Annotated in this window: 14 protein-coding genes; 5 read left to right on the forward strand and 9 right to left on the reverse strand. The window is 54.0% G+C overall.

Annotated features, from left to right (window positions below; translation table 11 throughout):
* Window positions 1-47 precede the first annotated feature (47 nt).
* From surA to apaH, 5 genes are read left to right on the forward strand one after another with little or no spacing between them, the layout of a single operon-like run.
* Window positions 48-1,334, forward strand: coding sequence for a peptidylprolyl isomerase SurA (gene surA, locus HVZ52_RS19195; protein WP_131380614.1), 1,287 nt, complete (start codon window positions 48-50; stop codon window positions 1,332-1,334).
* The gene (pdxA, locus tag HVZ52_RS19200) at window positions 1,334-2,326 is read left to right on the forward strand and encodes a 4-hydroxythreonine-4-phosphate dehydrogenase PdxA (RefSeq protein WP_181598597.1); all 993 of its coding nucleotides are present in this window, start codon (window positions 1,334-1,336) and stop codon (window positions 2,324-2,326) included. The genes surA and pdxA overlap by 1 nt, the downstream gene beginning before the upstream one ends.
* Window positions 2,319-3,140 (forward strand): 16S rRNA (adenine(1518)-N(6)/adenine(1519)-N(6))-dimethyltransferase RsmA, encoded by an 822-nt coding sequence (gene rsmA, locus HVZ52_RS19205; protein WP_003018865.1) that lies wholly within the window; start codon window positions 2,319-2,321, stop codon window positions 3,138-3,140. The genes pdxA and rsmA overlap by 8 nt, the downstream gene beginning before the upstream one ends.
* A gap of 2 nt (window positions 3,141-3,142) precedes the next feature.
* Window positions 3,143-3,520, forward strand: a complete 378-nt coding sequence (gene apaG / locus HVZ52_RS19210) for a Co2+/Mg2+ efflux protein ApaG (protein WP_003018867.1) — start codon at window positions 3,143-3,145, stop codon at window positions 3,518-3,520.
* A 10-nt stretch (window positions 3,521-3,530) separates the two neighbouring features.
* Complete coding sequence (gene apaH, locus HVZ52_RS19215; RefSeq protein WP_181598598.1) at window positions 3,531-4,379, forward strand: bis(5'-nucleosyl)-tetraphosphatase (symmetrical) ApaH; 849 nt, start codon at window positions 3,531-3,533, stop codon at window positions 4,377-4,379.
* A gap of 94 nt (window positions 4,380-4,473) precedes the next feature.
* Here the strand turns inward: apaH and folA are convergent, their stop codons facing one another.
* The 9 genes from folA to HVZ52_RS19260 form a co-directional block, all read right to left on the reverse strand.
* Window positions 4,474-4,953, reverse strand: a complete 480-nt coding sequence (gene folA / locus HVZ52_RS19220; protein WP_016151662.1) for a type 3 dihydrofolate reductase — start codon at window positions 4,951-4,953, stop codon at window positions 4,474-4,476.
* Between the two features lie 198 nt (window positions 4,954-5,151).
* The gene (gene kefC / locus HVZ52_RS19225; RefSeq protein WP_016151661.1) at window positions 5,152-7,014 is read right to left on the reverse strand and encodes a glutathione-regulated potassium-efflux system protein KefC; all 1,863 of its coding nucleotides are present in this window, start codon (window positions 7,012-7,014) and stop codon (window positions 5,152-5,154) included.
* Complete coding sequence (gene kefF / locus HVZ52_RS19230) at window positions 7,007-7,537, reverse strand: glutathione-regulated potassium-efflux system oxidoreductase KefF (RefSeq protein ID WP_016151660.1); 531 nt, start codon at window positions 7,535-7,537, stop codon at window positions 7,007-7,009. Before kefF ends, kefC begins: the two co-directional genes overlap by 8 nt.
* A 103-nt stretch (window positions 7,538-7,640) precedes the next feature.
* Window positions 7,641-7,874, reverse strand: a complete 234-nt coding sequence (locus HVZ52_RS19235) for a YgdI/YgdR family lipoprotein (protein WP_003018880.1) — start codon at window positions 7,872-7,874, stop codon at window positions 7,641-7,643.
* Between the two features lie 90 nt (window positions 7,875-7,964).
* Complete coding sequence (locus HVZ52_RS19240; protein WP_104651540.1) at window positions 7,965-9,308, reverse strand: MFS transporter; 1,344 nt, start codon at window positions 9,306-9,308, stop codon at window positions 7,965-7,967.
* A 109-nt stretch (window positions 9,309-9,417) separates the two neighbouring features.
* On the reverse strand, window positions 9,418-9,705 hold the full coding sequence (gene fixX, locus HVZ52_RS19245) for a ferredoxin-like protein FixX (RefSeq protein ID WP_000203736.1): 288 nt from the start codon (window positions 9,703-9,705) through the stop codon (window positions 9,418-9,420).
* Entirely contained in the window at window positions 9,702-10,988 is a 1,287-nt protein-coding gene (locus HVZ52_RS19250; RefSeq protein ID WP_016151658.1) for an FAD-dependent oxidoreductase, read from the reverse strand. The genes fixX and HVZ52_RS19250 overlap by 4 nt, the downstream gene beginning before the upstream one ends.
* 49 nt (window positions 10,989-11,037) lie before the next feature.
* Window positions 11,038-11,979 carry an electron transfer flavoprotein subunit alpha/FixB family protein gene (locus HVZ52_RS19255; protein WP_016155671.1) on the reverse strand — a complete coding sequence of 314 codons (942 nt, stop codon included), beginning with the start codon at window positions 11,977-11,979 and terminating at the stop codon, window positions 11,038-11,040.
* A gap of 15 nt (window positions 11,980-11,994) precedes the next feature.
* On the reverse strand, window positions 11,995-12,765 hold the full coding sequence (locus tag HVZ52_RS19260; protein WP_047498327.1) for an electron transfer flavoprotein FixA: 771 nt from the start codon (window positions 12,763-12,765) through the stop codon (window positions 11,995-11,997).
* Window positions 12,766-12,828: the final 63 nt, after the last annotated feature.

The raw sequence follows: 12,828 nt of genomic DNA on the forward strand, positions 1-12,828 counted from the left end.
TGATTTACAACGTAATCCGCTTTGCGGTTAATTGAAATGGAAAAAGTATGAAGAACTGGAAAACGCTGCTTCTCGGTATCGCCATGATCGCGAATACCAGTTTCGCTGCCCCGCAGGTAGTCGATAAAGTCGCAGCCGTCGTCAATAACGGCGTCGTTCTGGAAAGCGACGTCGATGGCTTAATGCAGTCAGTAAAACTTAATGCGGGTCAGGCTGGTCAACAATTACCGGACGACGCCACGCTGCGTCATCAGATCCTGGAACGTTTGATCATGGATCAAATCCTCCTGCAGATGGGTCAGAAGATGGGTGTTAAAATCTCTGACGAGCAACTGGATCAGGCGATTGCCAACATCGCCAAGCAAAACAACATGACGCTGGATCAGATGCGCAGCCGTCTGGCACAGGATGGCTTAAGCTATTCGACCTATCGTAACCAGATCCGCAAAGAGATGACTATCTCTGAAGTGCGTAACAGCGAAGTTCGCCGTCGCGTTACTATCCTGCCTCAGGAAGTGGATGCTCTGGCGCAGCAGGTCGGCAACCAAAACGATGCCAGCACCGAGCTGAACCTGAGCCACATTCTGATCCCATTACCGGAAAACCCAACTTCTGACCAGGTTAACGCGGCTGAAAGTCAGGCGCGCTCTGTTGTTGATGAAGCGCGTAACGGTAGCGATTTCGGCAAACTGGCTATCACCTATTCCGCTGACCAGCAGGCGCTGAAAGGCGGCCAGATGGGTTGGGGACGTATTCAGGAGCTGCCGGGCATCTTTGCCCAGGCGCTAAGCACCGCGAAAAAAGGCGATATCATTGGCCCAATTCGTTCTGGTGTCGGCTTCCACATCCTGAAAGTTAACGATATGCGTGGTCAAAGCCAGAGCATCTCCGTGACTGAAGTTCATGCCCGCCATATTCTGCTCAAGCCATCGCCGATCATGACCGATCAACAGGCGCGTCTGAAGCTGGAACAAATCGCTGCTGATATTAAGAGCGGTAAAACAACCTTCGCGGCAGCGGCTAAAGAGTTTTCTCAGGATCCGGGTTCTGCCAACCAGGGCGGCGATCTGGGCTGGGCTGCAGCGGATATTTTCGATCCCGCTTTCCGCGATGCGCTGACCAAACTTCACAAAGGCCAGATGAGTACCCCGGTGCACTCCTCTTTCGGGTGGCATCTGATCGAGCTGCTGGACACGCGTAACGTTGATAAAACTGATGCGGCGCAGAAAGACAGAGCTTATCGTATGCTGATGAACCGTAAATTCTCGGAAGAAGCTGCGACCTGGATGCAGGAACAGCGCGCCAGCGCCTACGTTAAAGTTCTGAGCAACTAATGACTCGTATTCAACGCGTTGTGATCACTCCCGGCGAACCCGCCGGGATTGGCCCGGACCTGGTGGTTCAGCTCGCCCAGCGTGAGTGGCCTGTAGAACTCGTTGTCTGTGCGGATGCCGCACTCCTCAGTGACCGGGCAGCAATGCTCGGTTTACCGCTTTCACTCCTCCCATACTCTCCAGATACCCCAGCCAGACCGCAATCAGCAGGTACGTTGACGCTGTTGCCGATTGCTCTGCGGGCGCCTGTTCTCGCGGGTCAGTTGGCGGTAGAGAACGGACAATATGTGGTGGATACGCTGGCTCGCGCCTGCGATGGTTGTCTGCAAGGTGAGTTTGCGGCGCTGATTACCGGTCCGGTGCACAAGGGCGTAATCAATGACGCAGGCGTCCCGTTTACTGGACATACCGAGTTTTTTGAAGAGCGCTCACAGGCGAAGAAAGTCGTCATGATGCTGGCGACTGAAACGCTGCGCGTTGCCCTGGCAACCACTCATTTGCCGCTCAGAGCCGTTGCCGATGCCATTACGCCTGCTCTGCTTAAGGAAGTGATCGGTATTTTGCATCATGATTTGCGCACCAAGTTTGGCATTGCCGATCCGCATATTCTGGTGTGCGGTCTTAACCCGCATGCCGGTGAAGGTGGTCATATGGGAACGGAAGAGATAGACACCCTCATTCCGGTCCTTGATGAACTGCGTGCGCAGGGGATGAAATTAAACGGCCCGCTGCCCGCAGATACGCTGTTTCAGCCCAAATATCTCGACCACGCGGATGCCGTGCTGGCAATGTACCACGATCAGGGTCTCCCCGTGCTAAAATACCAGGGATTTGGTCGCGGTGTGAATATCACGCTGGGCCTGCCCTTTATTCGCACATCCGTCGATCACGGCACCGCGCTTGAACTTGCGGGTCGTGGGCAAGCAGATGTCGGCAGTTTTATTACGGCGCTTAATCTCGCCATCAAAATGATTGTTAATACCAATGAATAATCGAGTCCATCAGGGCCACTTAGCCCGTAAACGTTTCGGGCAAAACTTCCTCAACGATCAGTTTGTGATCGAAAGTATTGTCTCTGCTATCAACCCGCAGAAAGGTCAGGCTATGGTCGAAATCGGCCCGGGCCTGGCAGCGTTGACCGAACCTGTAGGCGAACGCCTGGACAAGCTCACGGTCATTGAGCTGGACCGCGATCTCGCCGCCCGCCTGCAAACACACCCGTTTTTAGGGCCGAAGCTGACTATTTATCAGCAAGATGCCATGACCATGAACTTCGGCGAACTCGCACAAACGATGGGTCAGCCGCTGCGCGTATTCGGCAACCTGCCGTACAACATCTCCACGCCGCTCATGTTCCATCTTTTTTCCTATACTGATGCCATCGCCGACATGCATTTCATGTTGCAAAAAGAGGTGGTTAACCGTCTGGTTGCAGGGCCAAACAGTAAAGCGTATGGTCGATTAAGCGTCATGGCGCAGTATTACTGCAATGTGATCCCGGTACTTGAAGTGCCGCCATCCGCATTTACGCCTGCGCCTAAAGTCGATTCCGCCGTGGTGCGTCTGGTCCCTCACGCGACAATGCCGTACCCCGTTAAAGATGTTCGTGTGCTGAGCCGTATTACCACTGAAGCGTTTAATCAGCGTCGCAAAACGGTACGTAATAGTCTCGGCAACCTGTTTAGCGTTGAAGTACTGACAGAGCTGGGCGTTGATCCGGCGATGCGAGCGGAAAATATCTCTGTCGCGCAATACTGCCGGATGGCTAACTATCTGTCAGAAAACGCGCCATCGAAGGAGAGTTAAACATGATCAATTCGCCCCGAGTGTGCATTCAGGTACAAAGCGTCTACATTGAGGCGCAATCCTCACCTGATGATGAACGTTACGTTTTTGCTTATACCGTGACTATCCGCAATTTGGGGCGAGCGCCTGTGCAGCTGTTGGGGCGTTATTGGTTGATCACCAATGGTCATGGCCGTGAAACCGAAGTTCAGGGCGAAGGCGTGGTTGGCGTTCAGCCCCACATCGAACCTGGCGAAGAGTACCAGTACACCAGCGGTGCGGTGATTGAAACACCGCTGGGCACCATGCAGGGTCATTACGAAATGATCGATGAGCAAGGGATCGCCTTTACCATCGACATTCCCGTGTTCCGACTCGCCGTTCCTACACTCATTCATTAAAACAATAGCTATGGCAACATACCTCATTGGCGACGTTCACGGTTGTTACGATGAACTGGTAGCCTTGCTGCACCAGGTTGACTTTAATCCAGAACAAGACACCTTATGGCTCACCGGCGATCTGGTCGCGCGTGGGCCAGGGTCGTTAGACGTTTTGCGCTACGTTAAATCGCTGGGCGACAGCGTACGGTTAGTCCTCGGTAATCACGATTTACACCTGCTGGCCGTGTTTGCTGGCATCAGCCGTAATAAACCGAAAGACCGGCTCACGCCGCTGCTTGAGGCACCGGATGCTGACACGCTGCTTAACTGGCTACGTCGTCAGCCGCTGTTGCAGGTTGATGAAGAGAAGAAACTGGTCATGGCGCATGCAGGGATTACCCCACAGTGGGATCTGCAGACGGCGAAGGACTGTGCTCGCGATGTTGAAGCCGTGCTGTCGAGCGACTCTTATCCATTCTTCCTTGATGCCATGTACGGCGACATGCCAAATAACTGGACCCCGGAACTGACGGGGCTGGCGCGCCTGCGTTTTATTACCAACGCGTTTACCCGCATGCGTTACTGCTTCCCCAACGGTCAGTTGGACATGTACAGCAAAGAGTCGCCAGAAGATGCGCCTGCCCCGCTGAAGCCGTGGTTTGCCATTCCTGGACCTGTCAGTGAAGCCTATAGCATTGCATTCGGGCACTGGGCATCGCTGGAGGGCAAAGGCACGCCAGAAGGTATTTACGCGTTAGATACGGGGTGTTGCTGGGGCGGGGATCTCACCTGTCTGCGCTGGGAAGACAAACAGTACTTTGTACAGCCATCAAATCGCCATCTGAATCTGGATCCCGGCGAGGCCGTCAGCGCCTGATAGCCGTCTGCCGGATGGCGGTGCTTACACCTGATCCGGCAGACGAATGTGCAATCTGTAGGCCTGATTAGCGCAACGCCATCAGGCATCCACATTAACGACGTTCCAAAATCTCGAAGCAGTAGCTGTGGGAGTTTTGCGCGTCAGCATCGTGGAATTCACTGAACACCGATTCCCAGTCATCCGGTTCGTAGTCCGGGAAGTGCGTATCCCCTTCAACTTCCGCATCAATGTGTGTCAGATACAGTTTCTGCGCTTTCGGCAGGAACTGCTCATACACACGCCCACCGCCAATAACCATAATTTCAGGTTCATCGCCACAGGCCGCGATCGCTTCCTCAACAGACTTCACCCACTGCACGCGATCGTCGGTGCCAGGCTTGCTGCTGATGACGATATTTTTACGCCCTGGCAACGGTCGCCCGATGGATTCCCACGTGTGGCGTCCCATGACAACCGGCTTGTTTAAGGTATTACGTTTAAACCAGGCGAGATCGGCAGGTAGGTTCCATGGCATGGCATTTTCCATACCGATGACGCGATCTACCGCTAACGCCGCAATCAGACTGATCATTGAATGTTTCCCGGATACAAAAAAATTGTCGCCACTATACGGAAAGCGCAATCTTTCGTCGACTGGCGGAAAGAGGATGAGCATGAAAATTTTCCGTTCTGCTGGCGAACCGACCTATTTAAGGTGGTACGCCAGCATTACAGTAGTTCAAAAACAGCCAATTAGCAGTAAAGTTTGCAGAACATCACATTTTTTACCCTATGCTGACGGTTTCACTTCCGGCTCATCGGCGACGTCGCCCGTATGCTTACCTTCATCCGTGCCTTGCCAGCCATGGCGTTGAATTAATGATAAGTGCTGACGATCTTCCGCAATAATTTCACTCAGCATTTCGCTGGTGCGTTTATATACCGCCGCGCGGGACGTTGCGTCATTTTCCCCTTTCACCATCTCCTCAACCATCAGCGTGTTGAAGCGGCGGAATACATCGGCCCGCTCACGCGCTTCATAGCGTCCAAGCCCAAGACCTTCCAGTGCCAGACGTCCGGTTTTCAGCGCGCCCTCAAAGGTTTCACGTTCCGGCATCTCCACGCCAGCCTGGCGCAGGCGGATGTAATGATCCACATCGCGCGCACGGGCAATAATTTGCAGATGCGGGAAATACTGTTTCACCATTTCGGTCAGTTGCAGGCTGGTTTGCGGATCGTCAATGGCGTTAATAATAACTTCAGCTTTAGCCGCCCCGGCAGACTCCAGCAGATCCATCCGCGTCGCATCGCCATAGAAAACCTTCATGCCGAATTTACGCAGCGTTTCGATATGGTCGGGGTCATGATCAAGAACCACCATTTTGACCCCGCTCGACAACAACAGACGACCGGTTATCTGACCAAATCGCCCAAACCCGGCGATGATCACCCGAGGTTGTTCCTCGTCGATTTCATCTGCTTCCCGCTCTTCACCGGTCGCCGATTTTTCCAGACGCGTCAGAATTACCAGTAAAATCGGCGTCGCCGCCATCGACAGCGCCACCGCCAGCGTCAGAGATTTCGCCCAATCAGGATCAAGCACGTTTGCCATTTGCGCCGCGCCAAACACCACGAAGGCAAACTCACTGCCCTGCCCTAATAACACGGCAAACCATCTGCGCTGCTTGTTCGGCACCTGTAAGGGTTTCGCTATCAGCCACAGCATGACGGTTTTGATAACCAGAAAACCGACCAACAGAATGATAATGCGCAAGGGATTATCAATCAGCGTACCAAAGTCGATAGACATCCCGACGCCGATGAAAAACAGTCCCAGCAGCAGCCCTTTAAATGGCTCGATATCGCTTTCCAGCGCGTGACGATACTCAGAGCTTGCCAGCAGCACACCGGCCAGGAACGCGCCCATCGCCATCGACAGTCCAACCTCTTCCAACAGCAGACCGAAGCCAAAAACGAGGAACAGCGCAACGGCACTGAATACTTCCCGCAGGCCAGAACGAGCGACAAAACGCAAGGCCGGACGCGTCACATAACGCCCCAGCAACACCACCAGCACCAGGGCGCTCGCCACTTTAAGGGCGGAGAGCGCAAACGCCCCAAGCGTTGTCGATGCTCCGCTCGCCGCAAGTAATGGGATCATCGCCACCAGAGGAATAGCGGCGATATCCTGGAACAACAGCACGGCAAACGCGCTGCGTCCCATTTGCGAAACCATCAGGTTTCGCTCATTCATCGCCTGCATAGCAATAGCCGTGGAGGAAAGCGCCAGCGTCATGCCGATCAGTTCCGCTACCTGCCAGCGCAGGCCGAGGAACATACAGAACAAACCAATCAGACCGCCGCATACCACCATCTGCAGCGCACCACCACCGAACACCGAGGCCCGCAGTTTCCACAAACGTTGCGGATCCAGCTCCAGACCGATGACAAACAGCATCAGCACCACGCCGATCTCGGCAAAATGCAGGATTGATTCAGCGTCGGTCACCATCCTCAGACCCCATGGTCCAATAATGCACCCTGCGATGAGATACCCCAGCACTGACCCTAGCCCCAGTCGCACGGCAATGGGGACAATCAGCGCCGCCGATCCGAGATAAATCAGCGCCTGTATTAGCGTATGGTTATCCATGATGAACCTCCTGCCACTCCAACAGACGCTGTTTGTAATGACGCGCCTGCGCCTGCAGAGTTTCATCATCACAGATAAACGTACAGTGCATCGCAAACGGCGGCAGCCATTTGAGACCACAGTAGAGCGCTGTTGCCTGTAAGGGCTGGGAAAGCACATCAAATCCGGGATGGGAGCCAATATCAAAGTGGTTTTCGCCGCCGCCGGTCGTCACTGCCCACAGCAGATGTTTACCGTGGAGCGCTGTCCCGCCGTGGCCATATGCCCAACCGTGCGAAAGGACCTTATCCATCCACAGCTTGAGTAAGGGAGGAGTGCTATACCATTGCATAGGATGCTGCCAGATAATCAAATCAGCGCGCGCCAGCGCATCCTGTTCAGCGGCAATATCGATATTGAAGTCGGGGTAGAGCTGGTAGAGCGAGCGGATCTCCACGCCCTCCAGCATCCTTGCCTGTTCAAGCATCCGCTTATTCGCATGCGAGTGCTGCGGATAGGGATGCGCATAAATGATGAGGATCATGATTAGCCTGTTTCACTGCATTATTGTAATAACAGTGAGTTTAGTCAGTTAATCCGCAGGCTAACAGTCAATATTATTGAGTGGTTGAATGGAGAAAACTGAACTAGTTATCCAGTTCGCTCATATCTTTAACCTGATCGCGGTTAATTTGTTCCGTCTTACCCGTTTGCGCATTTTTGTACGACACCAGGCCTGTATCATCATCAACTTGCGGTTTGCCGTCGGTCACGATTGTTTTGCCATCGGTCGTTTTAACCGCCTGGTTCGAGGAGCAACCGGCTACGGTGAACAGTGCTGCTGCGGTAAAAATAGAGGTGATCAGAATATGTTTTTGCATGGTGTTCTCCCTGCTTTTCAGTCGTTTTCAGTGATATACCCGTTAACTGTAGGCTAACTGACTGAGTTGCAGGGAAAATACAGAACACTCCTAATAACCCGCCCTGGTCACGGGTTTACTGCGGATCGTCATTTGGCTGGTTTGCGCCAGCGTCAGACCTCGCGTTTCCGGGGCGAAAGCGATGGACACGAGCAGGCCAATCAGCGAAATGCCCGCCCCCATCAGCATGACATTACTGATCCCGTATTTGGTGATGAACACCGGCAGCGCCCAGGTTGAAACAATGGTGCCGATACGGCTTAAGGACATAATCACCCCGACGGCAGACGCACGAATATCGGTGGGAAACAGTTCGTTAGGGTATAGCCATTGCAGGTTTCCGGGTCCCCCGGAGAAAAACGCGTATACGGCAAACGCCAGCACCACCAGCCACGCGCCCATATCAGGGATTAACCCCAGCACGGCCAGCGCCAGCGTCATCATAATGAAGCTGCCAATTAACAGCGGCCGTCGGCCCGCGCTATTGAGCCAGAACATGGGAGGAATGCACCCCAACATAAAGCACAAGCTGATTACCACATTTCCCAACGCGGCGTTTTTCCCGGCACCAAGCCCCAGTAGCCCCACAATCTGCGGACCAAAGGTATAAATGGCAAACATCGGGATCACCTGACAAGTCCAGATAGCGGCGACAAACAGTACAAACGGGAAATGACGGCGATTAAATAGCTGAAGAAAGCGCGTCTCCTGCGGCGCTTCTTCGTCAAACACCACCGGTTCGCCGAACAGTTTGATCATCATCTCCTCACACTCTTTCACCCGACCTTTACGCAGCAGCCAGCGCGGCGATTCAGGAAGATCGAAACGCCCAATCAGGATCAAAATGCAGGGGATCACCGCGCTGCCCAACATCCAGCGCCATCCGCCCTCAACATCATACAACCAGTAGCCGACCAGATCGGCACAGGTGGCGCCGACATACCACATAGCGGCGATAAAACCGATGGAGAAAGCGCGCTGGCGGGTATTGGAGAACTCGGTGATCATCGAGGTGGCGATCGGGTAGTCGGCACCAATCACAATGCCGATCAGCACGCGCATTACCAACAGCTCAACGGGCGAGGAGACAAACATGGTTGCCGCCGATATCACGCCAATGGCGATAATATCGATAATGAACATTTTGCGCCGCCCGACCTTGTCGGAAATGTAGCCAAACAGCGACGTCCCCACAAACAGACCCGCGAGCGTACCGGCGCCCAGCAGACCAATCCACTGCGCATCCAGTTTCAATGCTGGCGTGAGCTGTTCCAGTGCCACGCCAATCATCACCAGCACATAACCATCCAGAAACGGCCCACCGCTTCCCCACAGCATTATCCGGCGGTGAATAGAGGTGAATTTGATGTCATCAAAGTTCCTGGGCTGCTGCATGGTTATGTCCTGTTTTATTTTAACTTAATGCCTGATGACGTTACGCTTATCAGGCCTACGCATTGTTCCTGTAGGCCGGATAAGGCGAAGTCGCCATCCGGCACCAGGTTTAGCCGTAGCGGAACTCCACGCCAAACGTCCCACGCGGGTATTCCCATTTTTCCAGCGCTGTATCCAGTCCGAGAATGCGGCACGTTCCGCATTCCAGGCATCCGGCATAATCAAAACGTACGCTACCGTCATCCTGCTTTTTATACAGGCCAGCCGGACAGGCCTTAATCAGCACCTCCAGCGCCTGTTTATCAGGATCGGTTTTGAGAATGATATGCGGACTGTCTTCATCCACATTGAACTTATTGACGCCCAGTTTGACGTCCACGTTGACGGGAGATGTCATAATACGGTCACTCCTTTCAGGCCATCTTTCATCAGGTTGATGAAGCCCACTTTCTTCGCATGGCGCAGGATTTTTTTACGCATTGGCACCGGTGCCGAACCATCCACGGTGAACAGGTCGCGCGCAATGCTGACCGCCATTTCCGGATAAGCGGTAAACATGCGTGGGTTATCAAGAAAAGCGGGTAGCTTTTGATACATGCGCATATCGCGCATTGGGCCTTCGTCCAGATGCTGACGGTATTCCTCCAGCGACTGCTTGCTAAAATCGTCGCGCTTCATTGCGGAAAGCACCGTTTTCGCCGCCGCTTCACCTGCGGATATGGCGAGATCCATACCGCGAATGGTAAAGCCGAGGTTCATACACATTCCGGCAGCGTCACCAGCAATCAATACGCCGTCCCCCACCAGTTCTGGCTGCATGTTTATACCGGCTTCCGGTACTACGTGCGCGGCATATTCCACCAGCTTGCCACCGGCGATAAGCGGGGCAACCGCCGGATGCTGTTTGAAATCTTCCAGCATTTGCGGAACCGATTTTTTCGCATCTTTCAGATGATGAAGGCCGCAGACCAGTCCCAGAGAAAGGGTCGTTTCATTCGTATAGAGAAAGCCACCGCCCATCAACCCATCGGTGGGCGATCCGGCAAACAGACAGGCAGCCCCTTCGTTCCCTTGTAACTGGAAACGATCTTCAATTACCGATTTCGGCAACTCGATCAGCTCTTTTACGCCGACGGCAACATGCGATGCCTCGACGCGCTTTGCCATACCCAGCTTTTCAGCCAACAGAGAATTCACTCCGTCGGCAAGGATCACCACTTTGGCTTCCAGAATATCGCCATCGGCTTCCACGCCCACGACTTTGCCCTCGCGCTGCACAACGTTATCCACGCGGATACCGGTGATGAGCTGAGCGCCCGCCTCTTCGGCCTGTTCCATCAGCCAGGCGTCAAATTTACTGCGTAAGACAGAGTAAGAAACCTGCGACGATTTGGCGTCTTCGCCGTTGCAATAGTCGATGGTCATCGCCCCTTTGTCGGTCATAAAGGCGAGTTTTTCGTGGGTGATGATGCGTTCAATGGGGGCCTGCTCAGCAAAACCGGGAATGATATTCTCCAGGCTATGCGCATACATGCGCCCACCGGTGACATTCTTCGCGCCAGCAGAATTGCCGCGCTCGATAACCAGCACCTGTGCGCCCTCCCGAGCCAGCACCAGCGCCGCAACCGAACCCGCCAGACCTGCACCCACGATGATGGCATCAAAGATATCTTCGGACATACGTACTCCTGTCAGCGGCAGGACACCTTCGCATCCTGCCCGAAATGGTTTAACGCGCTAAAGCAGCCGTCAGCGCAGGCAGGATCTTCAGCGCATCGCCAACGATGCCAAAATCCGCATACTGGAAGATCGGCGCATTTTTATCTTTGTTGATGGCGAAAATCGTCTGCGCGCCGTTGGCGCCGACCATATGTTGGATCTGCCCGGAGATCCCCACGGCCAGATACAGTTCCGGCTTGAGCATCAGGTTGGAGATGCCGACGTAGCGTTCGTGCTCCATCCACTTCTCGTTTTCCGCCACCGGACGGGAGCACGCCAGCTCGGCACCAATCGTCTGGCACAGCGCCTCCGCCAGCGAGATATTTTCTTTGCTGCCGATCCCGCGTCCCACGCTAACCACCAGACGGGCTTTGTCGAGGTCGACGCTGTTGCTCTGACGTGCCTGAGTTGCCGTACGAGTAACGGCTACAGCCGGAGCCTGCCATGACACACTGTGCACCTCGCCGCTGCGGGCGGTATCCGGTTGCTGCGCGTCAAACGTTCCACTGCTGAGCGTTATCACGGCGAACGGTGAAGCGATTGTTTCTGCCCCCATCGCCAGGCCGCCGTAGACCATATGTTTTACCGCCGCTTTTCCGTCCTGCACGGCGACTGCACTGGCGTCATTTGAGACCGCTGCCGACAAGCGAAAACCCAGTTTTGCCGCTAACAGCTTGCCGCGACGCGTATTTGGCAGCAGCACCGCCCCGCCCTCGCTGTGCTGACGAATAGTTTCGGCCATCACATCAGCGTAGTCTTCGACCATGCGGTCTTCTGGTTTACCGCTGAGTAACCAGACATCATCTGCGCCTAAATGGCATGCCGTAGCGCAGTCCGCTTCACTCAGCACAAACGTGTTAACTTTTTCACCTAAAGCCTGCGCACCATTCATCAGTTCCGGCAGACGAGAAGGGGTATCGCTGAATACCCAGATACTGGAAAATTTGTTCATAACATCCCCTGATAATTAAATGATTTTGCGAAGATTCTCGACAAACGCGGCAATCTGTTCTTCACCGTCACCTTCAATTACAACGCGCTGACGCTCGCGCTGCTTCGGTGCAGCAACGTGTTGTTCGGAATATGCCTGCGCGCTGTTCAGGCCAATGTCTGCCGGCGACCAGACCTGAACCGGTTTTTTCGCCGCGCCAAGAATGGCTTTCATGGAAGGGATTTGTGGGGTGTTGATGTCCGTTGAGACCGCGATCACCGCCGGAAGCGGAATGCTCAGAGTTTCGACTTCATCTTCCAGTTCACGCTCTACCGTCAGAGTGCTGTCGGTAAGAGAGAGGATTTTACTCACGCCGTTAATCGCCGGAATGTTCAGCGCTTCGCCCACCAGCAGACCAACCTGCTGAGCATAAAGATCGGAAGAACCGTCACCGCAAATAAGCAGATCGAAACCTGCTTTTTGCGCGGCGGCAGCCAGCGCGCTGGCAGTTTGTTGCGGCAGCGCCTGCTCAAATTGATCGTCAATAACAACAATCAGTTCATCTGGGCCACGGGAAAGCACATCTTTTCGCCCTTTTGCATTGGTCAGCGCTTTGCCGCCGACGCTCATGGCCACAACCTGGGCCTCTCCTGACTGTTGTTTCAACTGACAAGCCGCTTCGATCGCATTCAGATCATACTGGCTTATTTTGCCATCCGCTTTGCTGAAATCGAGTGAACCATCAGCATTATTAATCGCAATATCCTGTTCATCAGGTACGCATTTGTAGCAAGTAATTATCTTCATTGCATCTCCAGAAATCATGAAGGAAACGTATTTATATCGGCAGTGTTAAATACAGATATCACG

The organism is Citrobacter sp. RHB36-C18 (assembly GCF_013814485.1).
Lineage (GTDB): Bacteria > Pseudomonadota > Gammaproteobacteria > Enterobacterales > Enterobacteriaceae > Citrobacter > Citrobacter braakii.